14 protein-coding genes and 2 pseudogenes are annotated in these 17,453 nt (G+C 65.5%); 11 read left to right on the top strand and 5 right to left on the bottom strand.

Annotation, left to right across the window (positions count from 1 at the left end; translation table 11 throughout):
• Positions 1–137: 137 nt before the first annotated feature.
• Both rpmB and rpmG read left to right on the top strand, forming a co-directional pair.
• Positions 138–374 carry a 50S ribosomal protein L28 gene (rpmB, locus tag BJD12_RS11505; protein WP_002809459.1) on the top strand — a complete coding sequence of 79 codons (237 nt, stop codon included), beginning with the start codon at positions 138–140 and terminating at the stop codon, positions 372–374.
• 13 nt (positions 375–387) lie between these two features.
• A complete protein-coding gene (rpmG, locus tag BJD12_RS11500; protein WP_002809462.1) occupies positions 388–555 on the top strand; it encodes a 50S ribosomal protein L33 in 168 nt (55 codons plus the stop codon).
• A 525-nt stretch (positions 556–1,080) separates the two neighbouring features.
• Here the strand turns inward: rpmG and BJD12_RS11495 are convergent.
• The 3 genes from BJD12_RS11495 to BJD12_RS11485 all read right to left on the bottom strand — a co-directional run bounded on the left by BJD12_RS11495 (position 1,081) and on the right by BJD12_RS11485 (position 4,361).
• A complete protein-coding gene (locus BJD12_RS11495; RefSeq protein ID WP_005993920.1) occupies positions 1,081–2,103 on the bottom strand; it encodes an amidohydrolase family protein in 1,023 nt (340 codons plus the stop codon).
• 538 nt (positions 2,104–2,641) lie between these two features.
• Positions 2,642–3,697, bottom strand: coding sequence for a 4-oxalomesaconate tautomerase (locus tag BJD12_RS11490; protein WP_005993921.1), 1,056 nt, complete (start codon positions 3,695–3,697; stop codon positions 2,642–2,644).
• Positions 3,690–4,361 carry a 4-carboxy-4-hydroxy-2-oxoadipate aldolase/oxaloacetate decarboxylase gene (locus BJD12_RS11485; RefSeq protein WP_039425482.1) on the bottom strand — a complete coding sequence of 224 codons (672 nt, stop codon included), beginning with the start codon at positions 4,359–4,361 and terminating at the stop codon, positions 3,690–3,692. Before BJD12_RS11485 ends, BJD12_RS11490 begins: the two co-directional genes overlap by 8 nt.
• Positions 4,362–4,462: 101 nt before the next feature.
• On the opposite strand from BJD12_RS11485, the gene BJD12_RS11480 reads away from it, so the two are divergent.
• Together BJD12_RS11480 and cls are read left to right on the top strand one after the other, a co-directional pair.
• The gene (locus tag BJD12_RS11480; protein WP_005993923.1) at positions 4,463–5,773 is read left to right on the top strand and encodes a LysR family transcriptional regulator; all 1,311 of its coding nucleotides are present in this window, start codon (positions 4,463–4,465) and stop codon (positions 5,771–5,773) included.
• Positions 5,774–5,786: 13 nt separating this feature from the next.
• Entirely contained in the window at positions 5,787–7,205 is a 1,419-nt protein-coding gene (cls, locus tag BJD12_RS11475) for a cardiolipin synthase (protein WP_005993924.1), read from the top strand.
• A gap of 10 nt (positions 7,206–7,215) precedes the next feature.
• Here cls and BJD12_RS11470 read toward each other — a convergent pair.
• Positions 7,216–7,610, bottom strand: a pseudogene (locus BJD12_RS11470) (VOC family protein).
• A gap of 164 nt (positions 7,611–7,774) precedes the next feature.
• On the opposite strand from BJD12_RS11470, the gene BJD12_RS11465 reads away from it, so the two are divergent.
• The 4 genes from BJD12_RS11465 to BJD12_RS11450 all read left to right on the top strand — a co-directional run bounded on the left by BJD12_RS11465 (position 7,775) and on the right by BJD12_RS11450 (position 13,508).
• A complete protein-coding gene (locus tag BJD12_RS11465) occupies positions 7,775–9,211 on the top strand; it encodes an FAD/NAD(P)-binding protein (protein WP_005993926.1) in 1,437 nt (478 codons plus the stop codon).
• 218 nt (positions 9,212–9,429) lie between these two features.
• The gene (uvrD, locus tag BJD12_RS11460) at positions 9,430–11,616 is read left to right on the top strand and encodes a DNA helicase II (protein WP_039423154.1); all 2,187 of its coding nucleotides are present in this window, start codon (positions 9,430–9,432) and stop codon (positions 11,614–11,616) included.
• A 544-nt stretch (positions 11,617–12,160) separates the two neighbouring features.
• Entirely contained in the window at positions 12,161–12,742 is a 582-nt protein-coding gene (locus BJD12_RS11455) for a sugar O-acetyltransferase (protein ID WP_005993928.1), read from the top strand.
• A 319-nt stretch (positions 12,743–13,061) separates the two neighbouring features.
• Positions 13,062–13,508 (top strand): universal stress protein, encoded by a 447-nt coding sequence (locus BJD12_RS11450; RefSeq protein WP_039423166.1) that lies wholly within the window; start codon positions 13,062–13,064, stop codon positions 13,506–13,508.
• 278 nt (positions 13,509–13,786) lie between these two features.
• On the opposite strand, the pseudogene tagK reads toward BJD12_RS11450, so the two are convergent.
• Positions 13,787–14,445, bottom strand: a pseudogene (gene tagK, locus BJD12_RS11445) (transcriptional regulator TagK).
• 290 nt (positions 14,446–14,735) lie between these two features.
• Between tagK and tssB the strand changes: the two are divergent.
• The 3 genes from tssB (at position 14,736) to BJD12_RS11430 (ending at position 17,330) form a co-directional block, all read left to right on the top strand.
• Complete coding sequence (tssB, locus tag BJD12_RS11440) at positions 14,736–15,245, top strand: type VI secretion system contractile sheath small subunit (RefSeq protein WP_005993931.1); 510 nt, start codon at positions 14,736–14,738, stop codon at positions 15,243–15,245.
• A 4-nt stretch (positions 15,246–15,249) separates the two neighbouring features.
• Positions 15,250–16,743 carry a type VI secretion system contractile sheath large subunit gene (tssC, locus tag BJD12_RS11435; protein WP_005993932.1) on the top strand — a complete coding sequence of 498 codons (1,494 nt, stop codon included), beginning with the start codon at positions 15,250–15,252 and terminating at the stop codon, positions 16,741–16,743.
• Between the two features lie 83 nt (positions 16,744–16,826).
• Positions 16,827–17,330 carry an Hcp family type VI secretion system effector gene (locus BJD12_RS11430; RefSeq protein ID WP_005993934.1) on the top strand — a complete coding sequence of 168 codons (504 nt, stop codon included), beginning with the start codon at positions 16,827–16,829 and terminating at the stop codon, positions 17,328–17,330.
• Positions 17,331–17,453 lie beyond the last annotated feature (123 nt).

Below are 17,453 nucleotides of genomic sequence, written 5' to 3'. Positions count from 1 at the left end.
TGGCGGCACCCAGCGCGATGGGGTTGCCGGCCGGTTCCAGCGTAAGTTCTTGATTCCCAACGTTGCGTGGCAGCTTGATGCTGTCGGGGCCGCCGCTCCCCAGGCTATGGGTGGCAATTCATTTATCGAGGTGCGTAATGTCCCGCGTATGCCAAGTGTCCGGCAAGCGTGTGCAGACGGGTAACAACGTCTCCCACGCAAACAACAGAACCCGTCGTCGCTTCCTGCCCAACCTGCACGAGCGCCGTTTCTGGGTCGCCAGCGAAAACCGCTGGGTGAAGCTCCGTGTCTCCGCGCATGCATTGCGCACCATCGACAAGAACGGGATTGATGCCGTTCTGAAAGAGCTGCGTGCGCGCGGCGAAAAGGTCTGAGGAGTAAGCAGTCATGGCAAAAGGCAAGCGTGACAAGATTCGTATGATTTCCTCGGCCGCTACCGGCCACTTCTACACCACGGATAAGAACAAGAAAAACACTCCGGGGAAGATGGAAATGATGAAGTACGACCCCGTCGTGCGTAAGCACGTGATGTACAAGGAAGGCAAGATCAAGTAATCCACCGATTACCCGATCTGCATCCAAGCAAACACCCGCCGCAAGGCGGGTGTTTGCGTTTGTATCGAGCCCCTCTCCCACCGGGAGAGGGGTTGGGGTGAGGGTACGGGCGAAGCCGCGCATTACTGGCCGAGCAGTGTCCGTAGTTCTTTGCGAGCGCAATGCGTGTTACTGGAGCATGGATTAGGCTTCGCACGTACCCTCATCCGCCCTGCGGGCACGGAGAAGGGAGCACTAACGGGAAGCTCGCCGTGCAACGCCTCGGTCAAAGCCCTCGTGCACCCATTTGCGCATCCAGCCGCGGATACATCCCCAGCGCATTGCCTTCAGACACCTTGTGCTTAGCCAGTCAAGGTCAAAATCGACAGCGGTGCGTGACAAAGCCCCTCTCCCCTCGGGAGAGGGGTTGGGGTGAGGGTATGGGGCGAAGCCGCCGCAATGATTCTGAGTGCACGAGGCTTCGCACGTACCCTCATCCGGCCCTTCGGGCCACCTTCTCCCGGCGGGAGAAGGGAGGGAGAAGGGCTACAGTCCACGCGCACGCAGCTGTGCGTCCAGGCGTGGATACACGCGCCGCGCATTGCCTTCGAACACCTTGCGCTTGTCAGCGTCCGAGATCGCCAGCGCATCGATGTAGCGTTTGGTGTCGTCGAAGTAGTGCCCCGTCTGCGTATCGATGCCACGCACCGCGCCGACCATTTCCGAGCCGAACAGGATGTTGTCGACGTCGATGACCTCGAACAGCAGGTCGATCCCGGGCTGGTGATACACGCAGGTATCGAAGAACACGTTGCGCATCACGTGCGTGGCCAACGACGGCTTGCCCAGCATGTCGGCCAGGCCGCGGAAGCGACCCCAGTGGTACGGAACGGCGCCACCGCCATGCGGGATGATGAAGCGTAACTCGGGAAGGTCGGTAAACAGGTCGCCTTCCAGAAATTGCATGAACGCGGTGGTATCGGCATTGAGATAATGCGCGCCGGTGGCGTGGAAATTGGCGTTGCAGCTGCCCGACACATGCACCATGGCCGGCACGTCCAGCTCGACCATTTTTTCGAAGAAGGGGTACCAGGCGCGGTCCGTCAATGGCAGGCCGGTCCAGTGGCCGCCGGACGGATCGGGATTGAGGTTACAACCGACAAACCCGAGCTCGGTGACGCAGCGGTCCAGCTCGGCGATCGAACGTGCGATCGACACGCCCGGCGATTGCGGGAGCTGGCACACACCGATAAAAGTGTGTGGATACAGCTGCACCACACGGCCGATGAGATCGTTGCAATGCCGCGTCCAGACCTGGCTTACCGCCTCGTCGCCGATGTGGTGCGCCATGGTGCTGGCACGCGGCGAAAAGATCGTCATGTCCGCACCGCGCTCGTGCAGCAGGCGCAATTGATGCTGCTCGACGCTTTCGCGCAGCTGATCGTCGGAGATGTGCTGATACACCGGTGCTGCCAGATGTGGGTCGTTGTAATGCGCAATCTGCGCCTTGCGGAACGCATCGTGTGCAGCGGGTGCGGTGGTGTAGTGGCCGTGGCAATCGATGATCATGATGATGCTCGTTGAGGTGCGAATCGGGATCTACAGACACAGCCGGGTGAAGGCATGCAGCGCGTGACAGTCGCCGCCGCTGCGGATGCGCGGGTGCCAGTCGACTGCAGGCGCTGAGTGCGTATGGCATCGACGACCACATCCCCGAAACGTCGTTCGCACGGACGCGACTGTTTGACGCTGACGCAGCAGCATGTGCGTACCGCAAGTGCATCGTGGCCTGCCTCAAGCTGCATCCCTTGCCTCACCTGCAGCCAAATGCGCCCACCACGTAGGAGCGCACCCGGGCGCGACCGGCACCCGATCCGCTTTCCATCTGCAGCGAAACCGCCTGGCATGCGCCGGACAGGCAGGGCGTTGCCGATAGGCAACTGGACGTTGCGCCGATGCTCGATCCGCACCGACCCAAGCGCGCTCGAATCGTGACGCAAACGGCGGGCAGCGCAGCAGCCATCGGGCGCGTGCAATGCGCATGCTGCAATGCGCCGGCGCAGGCCAGCCTGACGCCGCCAACCCAGGATGCGAATGGCAACGGCGCTCACCCAAACAACACCCCATCGAACAATTTGCGTGCCGTCCTGACCACGGCGGCGCGCACCACCGCGCCCTGTGCATCGCATTCGATGACGCAGCCGGTCATGCCGCTGGGGTGTTCCACCTCCAGCGGCACGATGCTGCCGCCCGGCAGCTGCGCCAGCGCGTGTGCTGGCGACTCCGGCAGCAGGCACGCGTTGGCAACCGTGACCGCACCCAGTACCCCGATGGACGCATGGCAGCGGTGCGGGATAAACGAGCGCACGCTGATCGCGCCACCGTTGCGCGGTGGCGCCACCAGCATCATCTTCGGCACGGTCGCGGCGCCCACCTGGCCCAACTGCATCAAGGGGCCGGCCTGCAGGCGAATGGACTCCAGCCGCGCCTTGAGAGCCTCATCCGCATCCAGCGTGGCGCGGTCTTCATAGCCACTGATCCCGACATCGCTGGCGCGCATCACCACGCATGGCATGCCGTTGTCGATCAGCGTCACCGCCACCCCATCGAGCGTGTCCACGGCGCGCCCGGTCGGCAACAGCGCCCCGCACGAAGAACCCGCGATCTCGGCGAATGCCAAGGCAATGGGCGCGGCAGTGCCCGGCACGCCGTCGATGCGCGCGTCGCCCGCATACGTGACTTGGCCGCCGGGCGTGCACACGGTGGCCGTTGCTAGGGTACCGGTGTTGCGCATGAAGATGCGTACCTCGGTCTGCCCGTCGCGGGTGGGCAGCAGGCCGCGCTCCAGCGCGAACGGTGCCACGCCGGCCAGCATGTTGCCGCAATTTTGCGCATCGCTAACCTGCGCCTGGTCGACGGCCACCTGCAGGAACAGATAGTCCACATCGGCATCGGCGCGTGTGGAGCGCGATACCACCGCGACCTTGGAGGTGAGCGGGTCGGCACCGCCCATGCCGTCGATCTGGCGCAGGTCCGGCGAGCCGTAGGCGCGCAGCAGCAACGCATCGCGTGCGGCGGTGTCGGCGGGCAGGTCGTCGGCCAGAAAAAAGCCGCCCTTGGAGGTGCCGCCGCGCATCCACATCGCACGCACCTGCTCAGACATAGCGCAGCCCCTTGGCCGCCAGGCGTTCGCGCATGGCGTAGATATCCAGGCCCAGTTCGCCGCGTGCCAGGCGCTCGCGCTTGATCAGTTCGCGCGCTTCGCGGGCCTGCGCTTCGGCCAGCACCGCGTCCGCCGTGGTGCGCGGCACCACGCACACGCCATCGTCGTCGGCCACCACCACATCGCCGGGTTGGATCAGCTGCCCGGCGCAGACCAGCGGCACGTTGACCGAGCCCAGCGTCTCCTTGATGGTGCCCTGCGCGCAGATGGCGCGGCTCCAGGCCGGGAACTGCATGGCGGTGAGGTCGCGCACGTCGCGCACGCCGGCATCGATGATCAGCCCGCGGCAGCCGCGCGCCTGCGCCGAGGTGGCGAGCAGGTCGCCGAAGTAGCCGTCGCAGCAGTCGCTGGTGGGGGCCACCACCAGCACGTCGCCGGGCTGCAGCTGTTCGAGGGCCACATGCATCATCCAGTTGTCGCCTGGCGGTACCGACACGGTGACGGCGGTGCCGGCGATGCGGCAGCCCGCGTAGATCGGGCGCAGCCGGTGATGCAGCAGACCGGTGCGCCCCTGCGCCTCGTGCGCGGTGGCCACGCCGGCCTGCGCCAGCCCGTCAACGAGGGCGATCGGCGTGCGTGCAACCTGGGTGACGACCTGGCTCATCCATCCATCCTCGTTAGTGCTGCGCCGAGTCTGCGTGGCGAGAGTCAACCAGCTCAACATTCATTTGAGGTATGCGTATTGGTTTTGCTTATAGTTAGAGCATGCCGTCGACACCCGAGCCGAATCTTCGCCATCTGCATGCCCTGGTCGTGGTGCACCGGCTGGGCAGCATCAGCGCGGCCGCGCCGCAGGTGAATCTGTCGCAGCCGGCCTTGACCCAGGCGGTGGCGCGCCTGGAACAGCAACTGGGCGTACGGCTGTTCGAACGGCAGCCCGGCGGCATGGCGGCCACCGAGGCCACCGGCCTGGTGGTGCCGCGGATCGAGCGCGCCCTGGCGCATCTGGGCCGTGGCATCCGGGTGGCGCGACGTGCGCTGCGGCTGCCAGCGCGCCCCGGTCTGGAGCGACGGGTCTCGTTGGGCCAGCTGCAGGCGCTGGTGGCGGTGGATGTGGCAGGCAGTTATTCGCTGGCGGGGGTGCAACTGGGTGTGTCGCAGCCGGCGGTCTACCGCGCGGTGCAGGCGTTTGCCGATGTGATCGAGGTGCCGCTGACCGTGCGCCGCGGCAAGGCGATGCAGCCCACGCCGGTGGCAGAGCGGCTGCTGCGGCAGGTGCGGTTGGCGCTGGCGGAGGTACGCGCCGCGCTCGACGAAGTGGCGGCCCTGCGCTCGCAAGATGCCGGGCGGGTGGTGGTGGGGGTGATGCCGCTGGCGCGGGCGATCCTGTTGCCGCAGGCGTTGGCGCGGTTTGCGCGTGCGCACCCGGCCGCCAGCATCAGCGTGGTCGAAGGCCCGTATGCAGAGTTGCTGGCGCATCTGCGCGAGGGTGGGCTGGACCTGCTGATCGGTGCGCTACGCGACCCGTTGCCGGTGCGCGACGTGCTGCAGGAGCCGTTGTTCGACGACGAGCCGGTGATCGTGGCGCGCAGTGGGCATCCGTTGGCCGGCAAGGCGTACGCATTTGCGCAGCTGCTCGACTACCCATGGGTGATGGCCGCGGCGGGCACGCCGGTGCGCGAGCGCTGGGAGCGCATGTTCCGTGATCGGCAGCTGGAGCCGCCGCCGCTGCGCATCGAATGCGGCGCCGAGCTGACCGTGCGCGGCCTGTTGCTGGAAGACGATTGGCTGACCCTGATGTCGCGCGACCAGTTCCTGTTCGAGCGCCGCGCCGGCCTGCTGCGCGAGATCGGCAGCGCCGGGCCGCGCCTGCGTCGGCAGATCGGCATGACCACGCGGAGCGACTGGCACCCCACGCGCGCGCAGACCGCGTTCGTGCAGACGCTGCGGCAGGTGTGCGCCGAACGCTCGCATCCGGCGACGGCAGATGCCGGCCCGTTTCGCCATTGCAACCAGCCGATCGGCACTGCGTCGTTGCGTTTACACGCAGCCGGGTCAGAATCGGCTTCCTCATGAGAACGGAGCGCTGATGCTGCCCAACTGGTCGCAAGGGACCTGGCTGCTGGCACTGGACTGGGCGATCCGGCTGGCCGCGCTGCTATGGATCCCCAGCCGCACCACGCCTGGCGCGGCACGCAGCTGGTTGTTGCTGATCGGCTTTGTGCCGGTGGTCGGGTTGCCGTTGTATCTGTTGCTCGGCCAACCCTGGGTGTCGCGGTTGCGCGTGGAGCGGCAGGCCACCGCCTCGCAGGTGATCCGTGAGCAGCAGTTGCCCTTGCATGCGCTGCGCTGGACGCCGCAGGCCGATACCAGCAGTGCCGAGGTGGTGCCGTTGATCGAACGGCAGGGCGATTTCATGCCCACGCTGGGCAATGCGGTGGAGTTGCTCGACGACTACGCGCAGTCGCTGCAGGCCCTGATCGCCGCGGTCGATGCCGCCGAAAAACGCGTGCATCTGCTGTATTACCTGATGTTCGACGACGCCGTGGGCGATGCGGTAGTGGCGGCGCTGCAACGGGCAAGCGCGCGCGGCGTGCGTTGCCGCGTGCTGCTCGATGCGGTGGGCGCCAAGCGCGGTCTGCGGCGTTACCGCAAGCGGCTGCAGGCCGAGGGCATCGAGGTGCTGGCGGTGCTGCCCGGCGGCCTGCGCTGGCGCCGCAGCGGGCGCATGGATCTACGCAATCACCGCAAGATTGCGGTGGTCGACAACCAGGTGGGCTTTGTCGGCTCACAGAATCTGGCCGAAGCCGGATTCATCGATGGCGTGCCCAATCGCGAGCTGGTGGCGCGCGTGCGCGGGCCGGTGGTCAATCATCTGGAAGCGGTGTTCGCCAGCGACTGGTTCACCGAAACCGGGCAGCGCCTGGATGTGTGGCCGGATGCGCCGGTGTGCGAGGCCAATATCGCCACCCAGCTGCTGCCCAGCGGGCCGGCGTATCCATTCGAAAACGCGCGCGATGCGATCAATGCGGTGATCCATCTGGCACGACGCAAGGTGGTGCTGGTCACGCCATACTTCGTCCCGGACGAAGCCTTGCTGAGCGCCTTGCGCATCGCCGCGGTGTCGGGCGTGGATGTGCAGCTGATCCTGTCCGAGCGCAACAACCAGCGTCTGGCGGCGTGGGCGCAGGATGCGTATTTCGACGAGCTGCTGCGCTGCGGGGTGAAGATTGCGCTGTATCGCCCGCACTTCCTGCATGCCAAGCACCTGAGCATGGATGAGGACATTGCACTGGTGGGTTCGATCAATCTGGATATCCGCTCGTTCGCGCTCAACGCCGAGATCGGCATGCTGTGCTACGACCGCACGGTGGTGCAGCGGCTGCGCGAGATCGAACAGGACTATCTGGCCAACGCGCGGCAGCTGGACCTGGCGCAATGGCAGCGTCGCCCGGCCTGGCGACGCAGTCGCGAAGGCATCGCACGGCTGGCCGATGCGTTGATGTAGGCGCGTGCGGTCAGTCCGGGCCAATCACCTGGAAGACGTTTCCCTCCGGGTCGCGGCCTTCGTATATCTGGTACGCAAAGCCGGGGTAACGCTCGAGTTCACCCACCGCGATGCCTGTGCTGCGCAGGTGCGCGCGATGGACGGCAAGATCGCGGGTGATGGCAAACACCAGCTGAGTGGTGGAGCCGGCCGGCGAGCGTGGCGCGTCGGATCCCGGCCATGCCGTCTGCCGTCGGTACCTGTCGTCCGCCAGGTGCAATGCCAGCGCGATCTGGCCCGCCGCCAGAACGACCCACTGATCGGCGATCTCCTCGATGACGGCAGCGCGAAGTGGGTCTGGTAGAGCGCCTTGACCGCAGCGACATCGCGCACATGGAGGATGCGCCTGACCAATGCGATGGACATCCTGTGGACCTCCTGCGGTGGTTGCCGCGCGTGGGCGGCCGATCGCAAGCGCTTCCGACGCTCTGGGTGCGCGGGTACCGGTCCGCCCCGGGGTGCCGCTGGCGACGCCTGCACAACGAAGGGCGAGCGATCGGTGCGGTGCGGCCATCGCCTACAATGATCCGATGAACCAATCGCGTGATCCCGGCGATGCAGTGATCGCCATCATCGGAGGCGGCGCTTCCGGCGTGCTGGTGGCATTGCAGCTGCTGCATCAGGCAACCACGCCGCTGCAGATCGTGTTGATCGAGCCGCACCCGGTGCTGGGCGAGGGTGTGGCGTATTCCACCGCGCGGCCCGAGCATCTGTTGAACGTGCCCGCCGCGCGCATGAGTGCGCTGGTCGATGCGCCGCAGGACTTCGTTGCCTATCTGCGCGAGCATGCGTGTTGCCCGGAGCTGGACGATGCGCAGCTGGCGCAGCACTTCGTGGGGCGGCGGCATTACGCGCCGTACCTGCGTGAGCGCCTGCAGGCTGCAGTTGCCGCCAGTCCGGCCAGCCTGCACGTGCGCAGCGCACGTGTGCAGCGGCTGCAACCCACGGCGCAGGGCGCGCAGTTACAGCTGGACGATGGACACACGCTGCAAGCCGATGCCGTGGTGCTGGCGGTGGGCAATGCGTTGCGGCCGCTGCCGGTGCGCGGCGCTGCCGGCCTGTCGCCAACCCAGCGCGTCGAGGCCTGGGACACCGAGGCAGTGGTTGCGCTGCCGCCGGAGGCGGCGGTGTGCATCGTCGGTTCCGGCCTGAGCATGGCCGACACTGTGGTGACGCTGGCTGCGCAGGCGCATCGCGGCGCGGTGCATGTGGTCTCGCGGCACGGTCTGTTGCCGTTGCCGCACGCGCATGGCAGCAGCGCCGACTTCGATCCACAACCGCTGCTGGCACTGTCGCTACGCGCGCGCCTGCGCCGCCTGCGCCAGCTTGCGCGGGATGCACAGGCGCAGGGGCGGCCGTGGCAAAGCGTGATGGAACGGATCCGCCCGTTGAGCCAGGCGCTGTGGCAGACGCTGTCGGTGGGCGATCAACGCCGCTTCCTGCGGCATGTGGTGCGCTATTGGGATGTACATCGGCATCGCATTGCAGCGCCAGTGCATGCGCAGTTGCAGGCGATGCAGGCGCGTGGGCAACTGCAGTTGCATCGGGCGCGGCTGGATGTGGCCTTTGAGGTGGGTGCATGCGTGCGCGTGAGCGCGGGCGCTGCCAGTGCCGGGCATGCGTTGCAGTTGGATGTGCACACCCTGGTCAATGCCACGGGCGTGGAAATGCGTGTGCAGGCAATGCGTAACCCGTTGCTGCAGCAGTTGCTGGGGCAGGGCGTCGCAGTGGCCGGGCCGCATGGGATCGGGGTGGACACCGACGCCGATGGCTGTCTGATCGATGCCGATGGTCGCGCCAATCGGCGGCTGCGGGCGATCGGAAGTCTACGCATCGGGTCGCTGTGGGAGAGCCTGGCGGTGCCTGAGTTGCGCGAGCAGGCGCAGGCAATTGCGCGGGATGTGTTGGTAATGCTGGGCGTTGTTCCCTTCTCCCCTCGGGAGAAGGTGCCCCGAAGGGGCGGATGAGGGTACGAGCGAAGCCTCGGGCCACCAACCATTGGGAGTGGCTTCGCCCCGGACCCTCACCCCAACCCCTCTCCCGCCGGGAGAGGGGCTTGTTTCCTTCCCCCACAGGGAGAAGGTGGCGCGAAGCGCCGGATGAGGGTAGGTGCGAAGCCTCGCAATCCCAAACCGCTTCATCGCAGTCTCAGCCGCAGCGACGCCACAACCGGTAAAATGCGCCGGTGGATGTCTCTCATTTGCTCGATCATTTAAACCCCGCCCAGCGCGAGGCCGTTTCCGCACCGCCGGGGCATTACCTCGTGCTGGCCGGCGCCGGCTCCGGCAAGACGCGCGTGCTGATCCATCGCATTGCCTGGCTCAACGAAGTCCAGGGCGTGCCCAACCACGGCATCTTCGCGGTGACCTTCACCAACAAGGCGGCCGGCGAAATGCGCCACCGTACCGACTTGCAGCTGCGCAACGGCAGCCGCGGGATGTGGATCGGCACCTTCCATGGGCTGGCCCATCGCTTGCTGCGTCTGCATTGGCAGGACGCGCGGTTGCCCGAAGGCTTCCAGGTCATGGACAGCGACGACCAGTTGCGCCTGGTCAAACGCGTGGTGCAGTCGCTGGAGCTGGACGAGAGCAAGTATCCGCCCAAGCAGATGAGCTGGTGGATTAACGAGCAGAAGGACGAAGGCCGCCGCCCGCAGCACATCCAGCCCGAGCCCAACGACGACTGGACCGAAGTGCGCCGGCAGGTATACGCCGCCTATCAGGAGCGCTGCGACCGCTCCGGCCTGCTGGATTTTGCCGAGCTGCTGCTGCGCGCGCATGAGCTGCTGCGCGACACCCCGGCATTGCTGGCGCATTACCGCGCGCGCTTCCGCGAGATCCTGGTGGACGAGTTCCAGGACACCAACGCCATCCAGTACGCTTTCGTGCGCGTGCTGGCCGGCGAGACCGGGCATGTGTTCGTGGTCGGCGACGACGACCAGGCCATCTATGGCTGGCGCGGTGCCAAGGTCGAAAACGTACAGCGCTTTTTGAAGGACTTCCCCGGCGCGCAGACGGTGCGGCTGGAGCAGAACTACCGTTCCAGCGCCAATATCCTGGGCGCGGCCAATGCGGTGATCGCGCACAACCCTGACCGGATCGGCAAGCAGCTATGGACCGACTCGGGCGATGGCGATCCGATCGATCTGTATGCGGCCTACAACGAAGTGGACGAAGCGCGCTATGCGGTCGAGCGTGCACGCCAGTGGGTGCGCGATGGCGGCAGCTATGGCGAAGTGGCTGTGCTGTATCGCAGTAACGCGCAGTCGCGCGCGCTGGAAGAAGCGCTGATCTCCGAGCAGTTGCCGTACCGCGTGTACGGCGGCATGCGCTTCTTCGAGCGCGCCGAAATCAAGGACGCGCTGGCCTACTTGCGCTTGCTCACCAATCGCAGCGATGACGCCGCGTTCGAACGCGCGGTCAACACACCCACCCGCGGCATCGGCGATCGCACGCTGGACGAAGTGCGTCGTCTGGCGCGTGCCAATGCGCTGTCGTTGTGGGAAGCGGCGATGTTGGCCACGCAGGAAAACAGCCTGGCCGCGCGTGCGCGTAACGCCCTGGCCGGCTTCCTGAGCCTGGTCGGCCAGCTGCATGCCGAAACCGGGCAGATGGAACTGGCCGAACGCATCGACCATGTGTTGATGCGCTCGGGCCTGCGCGAGCATTGGGCCAAGGAAAGTCGCGGCGGGCTGGATTCGGAATCGCGCACAGAGAACCTGGACGAACTGGTCTCGGTGGCCTCGCGCTTCACCCGCCCGGACGACGAAGACAGCCAGGGCATGACCGAACTGGTCGCCTTCCTCGCCTATGCCTCGCTGGAGGCCGGCGAAGGCCAGGCGCAGGCCGGCGAAGAAGGCGTGCAGCTGATGACGCTGCATTCGGCCAAGGGTCTGGAATTTCCGATCGTGTTTTTGGTCGGGCTGGAGGATGGCCTGTTCCCGAGCGCGCGTTCGCTGGAAGAGAGCGGCCGGTTGGAAGAAGAGCGGCGTTTGGCGTACGTGGGCATCACCCGCGCGCGGCAGAAACTGGTGCTGTGCTACGCCGAATCGCGGCGCATCCACGGCCAGGACAACTACAACGTGCCTTCGCGCTTCCTGCGCGAGATCCCGCGCGATCTGCTCAACGAAGTGCGCCCGAAGGTGCAGGTCTCGCGGACTGCGTCGTTGGGCGCGGCGCGTGGCGGCCCGGTGCATGGCATTGTCGAAACCGCACCGATCAAGCTCGGCGCCAATGTCGAGCACCCTACCTTCGGTGGCGGCGTGGTCGTGGACTACGAAGGTGCCGGTGCGCATGCGCGGGTGCAGGTGCAGTTCGACGAAGTCGGCGCCAAGTGGCTGGTGATGGCCTACGCGAACCTGACGGTGGTGTAGTCGGCGGGCTGCTTCCAGCGGTGTGGTGCTGTCATGAACGATGGCAATTGGTTGCGCTGAAACAGCCGCAGCGGTCCTTGCTCTGGCGCGGATAACGGTCCCATGGTGATGACGTGCCGCCAGCCGGCCGCTGAGATCTCATTCCTTCGTCGTGCCCTCACCCATCCCCTCTCCCGCAGGCGGGAGAGGGGCAACTGTGTGTGCTGGCGTGAGTTCCCATGCCGTTGAGACATCCGGACTGGCAAACGCCCCGCTTGGCTCCCTTCCCCCGCTCGCGGGGAAAGGTGCCCGAAGGGCGGATGGGGGCAATCGATCAGCTCATCCAGCACCTTTCAGCGTCCATCACCCGCGTTGGCGGAGCACGAAGGCCGCCCGCGTATGCTTGTGTCTCGATGACACCGCTGCGACGCGACTGCAAGACCCGGACATTGGCCATTGGTGGCATGCCAACCTGCCGAGACCCGTTGGTGCATCGCTCGATGCATTCGCTGCTGCATCCATGCCACCCTATCGCCACTTGATTGCACACTGGGCGCGCGACTGCATGCAGACAGAAAAACAGAAGATGCTGGCAGGCGAACTGTACAGCGCGACCGATGCGCAGCTGCAGGCCGATCAGGCGGCCGCGGCCGAATGGATGCTGCGCTATAACGCAGCTGTCGTGCACACGGCCGCACAGCGACATGCACTGTTGCGGGAGCGCCTGGCCGACGTTGGGGACGGTGCGGTGATTCGTGCGCCGTTCCATTGCGATTATGGCTACAACATCCGTTTGGGTGCCGGGGTGTTTCTCAACTTCAACTGCGTGATCCTGGATATCTGCGAGGTGCACATTGGCGACGGCACGCAGATCGGCCCCGGTGTGCAGATCTACGCGGCCGATCACCCGCGCGATGCCGCCGGGCGTGCCAGCGGCCTGGAATTCGGGCGGCCGATCCGCATCGGGCGCAATGTGTGGATCGGCGGCGGGGCGATCATCCTGCCGGGCGTGACCATCGGCGACGATGCGTTGATCGGCGCCGGTGCGGTGGTGACCCGCGATGTACCGGCAGGCGCGACAGCGGTCGGCAATCCGGCGCGCCTGCGCGAGACGCGCCCGGACCCGGATGCGGTTGCCACCGATTGAGCGTCGCGCGTGCCGCGTCGTGGTCTTCGTCGTCGATCGCAGATGCGCTGCGTGGTCCGCATCGCGGAGACAGGAAAAGCAGGGGCAAGCCCTGGCAGCAACAGCGACATAGCGACTGCAACCCCACACGCACGCTAGTCAGCACCAGCACCAGCAAAGCAAAGCAAAGCAAAGCAATCAAGACAGCAACATCGGCAGCATCACACCAACCCGGCCAGCGGCATCGCCGCACTGATCCGCATCAAGGCCCGCTCCACCCGCACATGCCACGGTACGTTCTAGTCCATCGGCAGCAATGCCACCCTTGCAGGAGGTCACCATGTACAAACGTATTCTTATCGCCATCGATGCATCCGAGTTGTCGCATCGCGGCCTGTTTCAGGGGCTGGAATTGGCCAAGGCCACCGGTGCCAAGGTCGACATCGTCACCGTGTCCGAGCCGTGGGCGATGGGCATGTACGATGCGATGGGCTGGAGCGTGGGGTATGAGGCGAGTCCGGAATATCGCAGCGAGCGCGAAGCCGCTGCCGAGAAGATTCTGCGTCCTGCGCTGGAACTGGCGGCCGCTGCCAATATCAAGGCCACGCCACGGCATGTGCTGGACCGTTTCGCGGCCGAAGGCATCGTGCAGACCGCCGAAGAATGCAAAAGCGATCTGATCATCATGACCTCGCACGGACGACGCGGCGTGCGCCGCATGCTGCTCGGCAGCCAGACCGTGGAAGTGCTCACGCACAGCACGATTCCGGTGCTGGTGATTCGTTGAGGCCGATTCCGATGGCGATGCGAGTGCTACGGAGAACGGCCACATAGGCAGCCTATTGCGTCGTTTCACGTAGGTGCGCACCTGGGCGCGATGCGGCGTTGCCGGTGATGCCAGTCGCGCCCAAGTGCGCTCCTACGCAGGATCTCTGGTTTGCGTCGTGCACGAGACGGGCAAACAGGCGACACTGGGTACGCGGCCCGATTCGCGCGCGTGTTGGTAGGAGCGCACCTGGGCGCGATGTGGCATTACCGGTCATGCCATCGCGCCCAGACCACCGCTTAAACCTCCATGGGCTCCAGCTGCGCCGCAAAGCGTGGTGCCGGTCGGACGAGCCGACGCAGTGCTTCGGCATGCACCAGCGGGGAGCCATGGGTGGGTGTGACTGCACCGCTGCGGATCGGTGCGTACTCGGGCGGTAGGTGCTGGCCCAGTTCGCGCATGAAGCGCCACATCGGCATGTAGTGGCCGCGACGCGGCGGCGGTGCGTGCGGTGTGGCGCGGCATTGGCGGCGCCACTGCATCGGCGGCATGCCGAACCGTTGCTGGAAGGCGCGCTGGAACTGCCGCTCGGAGGCAAACCCCATTTCGTAGAGCAGCCAGGTCAGGCTGCACTCCGGGTACGCCCGCAAATAGCGGTGCGCCGTGCACAGCCGCTGCTCGCGGATATAGCTGGCCACGCCGCCGCGCGACTGGAACAGCCGGTACAACGAGGCACGCGAAAGTGCGAACGCCTGTTGCAATGAGTCGGTGCCAAGCTCGGACTCGCCGATGTGCTGCTCGATATAGGCCAACAGATCGATCATCAGCGGCGCATGCGCCTCTATGGCCGAGGACGCTTGCGGAACGATGGCGCTGTAATAGCTGATGCTCATGCGGCACTGCCTGCGGCCCACTCCCCGGGGCCTGTCCTGTGATCAACCGAAAAAAGCATCGCCAACCCATCACGTCTATTTCACGAAGTCGGCCGTGCATCACGCATCGACACGATTGAGACGATTTGTCGGGTGAGCGCACAGGGCCATTCCTAGACTCGCCGCAACGCTGAAGAGGCGTCATCGCACGGCCTGCCGCTTGGGTCCGCGTGGTGCGGCAGTTGCGGGCACGCCCGCAGCACCGGCGTCGCACGCAGGCTCCAGGCGATCGGCCGGGCCGGCGATATCCAGGCCACAAGACAGCGTCCGTGCTCCGCACGTCGGCGCCACGGGCAAGCTCAATCGGAGATCAGGCATGGCCAGCAGTCAGAAGTTCATCGCCCGCAATCGGGCCCCACGCGTGCAGATCGAATACGACGTAGAGGTCTACGGCGCGCAGAAGAAGGTGCAGATTCCGTTCGTGATGGGCGTGATGTCGGACCTGTCCGGCGCCAACGCCGGCGAGCTGCCCTCGTTGGACGAGCGCAAGGCGTTGGAGATCGATGTCGACAACTTCGACAGCCGCCTGCAGTCGATGCGCCCGCGTGCGCAGTTCAAGGTGCCCAACACGCTCACCGGCGAAGGCGAGCTGGCGGTGGATATCACCTTCGAGAGCATGGACGACTTTTCACCGGCCGCCATCGCACGCAAGGTCGCGCCATTGGCCAAGCTGCTGGAAGCGCGTACCCAGCTGGCCAATCTGGACACCTACATGGATGGCAAGGCCGGCGCCGAGCAGTTGATTGCCAATGCCATCCGCGACCCGGCGTTGTTGCAGTCGCTGGTCTCGGCGGCCAAGCCCGCCTCCGAGCTGGAAGGAGCCTGACGCCATGTCCGCGACCGAAGCCGCACTGGCCAGCAGCAGCACCGAAACAACCGAGCAGGGCGATTTTGCCGCACTGCTCAATCGCGAGTTCCGCCCCAAGAGCGAGCGCGCCAAGGAAGAAGTGGAATCGGCGGTCCGCACGTTGGCCGAGCAGGTGCTTGCGCGCAGCGATGTGGTCAGCGAAGACGTCTCGCAAACCATCAAGGCCTATATCGCCGAGATCGACCGCACGCTGACCGAACAGCTCAACCAGATCCTGCATCACGCCGATCTGCAACAGCTCGAAGGTGCGTGGCGCGGCCTGCACTATCTGGTCAACAACACCGAGACCGACCAGCAGCTCAAGATCCGCGTGCTGAATATCAGCAAGAAAGAGCTGGGCAAGGTGCTCAAGCGCTACAAGGGCACCGCGTGGGATCAGAGCCCCATCTTCAAGAAGGTCTACGAGCAGGAATACGGCCAGCTCGGTGGCGAACCGTATGGCTGCCTCGTCGGCGATTACTACTTCGACCAGAGCCCGCCGGATGTGGAGCTGCTCAACGGCATCGCACAGGTGGCCGCGGCGGCACACGCCCCGTTCATCGCTGCGGCAGCGCCCAAGCTGATGGGCATGGACAACTGGAACGAGCTGTCCAATCCGCGCGATCTGGCCAAGATCTTTTCCACGCCCGATTACGCCGCGTGGCGTTCGCTACGCGAGTCGGAAGATTCCAAATACATCGGCCTGGCGATGCCGCGTACGCTGTCGCGCCTGCCGTACGGCGCAGTCACCAGCCCGGTGGACGAGTTCGATTTCGAAGAAGACACCGCCGGTGCCGATTCAAACAAATACACCTGGCAAAACGCGGCCTATGCGATGGCGGTCAACATCAACCGCTCGTTCAAGCAGTACGGCTGGTGCTCGCGCATTCGCGGTATCGAGTCTGGCGGCGCAGTGGAAGGCTTGCCCACGCATACCTTCCCCACCGACGACGGTGGTGTGGACATGAAGTGCCCCACCGAAGTGGCGATCACCGACCGTCGCTCGGCCGAACTGGACAAGATGGGCCTGATGCCGCTGGTGCATCGCAAGAACTCGGACATGGCCGCCTTCATCAGCGCGCAATCCTTGAACAAACCCGACGAATACGACGACCCGGATGCCACCGCCAATGCCGCACTGGGTGCGCGTCTGCCGTACATGTTCGCGTGCTGCCGCTTTGCGCATTACCTCAAGTGCATCGTGCGCGACAAGATCGGTTCGTTCTCCGACCGCGAACAGATGCAGAGCTGGCTGACGCGTTGGGTGACCCAGTACATCGATGGCGACCCGTCCAATTCCAGCGAAGAAACCAAGGCACGTAAGCCGCTGGCCGCGGCCGAAGTGGTGGTGGAAGAAGTAGAAGGCGCGCCGGGCTATTACAGCTCCAAGTTCTTCCTCAAACCGCATTACCAGCTAGAAGGCCTGACCGTGTCGTTGCGCCTGGTCTCGCGTCTGCCGTCGGCCGCCAAGGCCTGATCCGGCGTCTTTGCGTCACGGCGACGACGTGCGCTCTGCACGTCGCGTCATCCGTGTTTTCCACTTAGCGAAGGAGCAGTTCCATGGCGTTCGACATGCATATCAAGTTCGGCAGCGGCAAGGTCAAGATCGAAGGCGCGTCCAACCACAAGAAGCACAAGGGCGAGATTCCGATCCTGGCCTGGTCGTGGGGCGCGAGCAATTCCGGCGACCTGCATACCGGTGGCGGGTCGGCCAGCGGCGGCAAGGCGCATATCCAGGACATCTCCATCACCAAGTACGTGGACGGCTGCTCCAACGCATTGCTCGATGCGGTGTGCACCGGCGCACGTGTGGAAAACGCCTGGTTGTACGTCACCAACGCCACTGGCGAGCAGAGCGACTTTCTCACGCTGGAACTGAGCGAAGGCGTACTGATCACCTCGCTGTCTACCGGCGGGTCTGGTGGCGAAGATCGCTTGACCGAAAACGTGACGCTGCACTTCGGCAAGTTCAAGTACGGCTTCCAGCCACAGGACGACAAGGGCACGGCGCAGGGCGGGGCGAAGGAATTCACCTACGACATCCAGGGTGTCGCCAAGGCATAACGCGCCACGCACACCGCGTGTGCAATCGCCGGATGGCGGAGCGGATGGGAGATCGGCGTGCACCACGCGTCCATGCCGGTTGCATCGCACCGCCTGGGGTTCTCCGGCAACCGCGCGCGTGCG

The sequence above is a fragment of the Xanthomonas vesicatoria ATCC 35937 genome, from assembly GCF_001908725.1.
GTDB lineage: Bacteria > Pseudomonadota > Gammaproteobacteria > Xanthomonadales > Xanthomonadaceae > Xanthomonas > Xanthomonas vesicatoria.
This window is presented reverse-complemented; position numbering and strand designations above follow the sequence as displayed.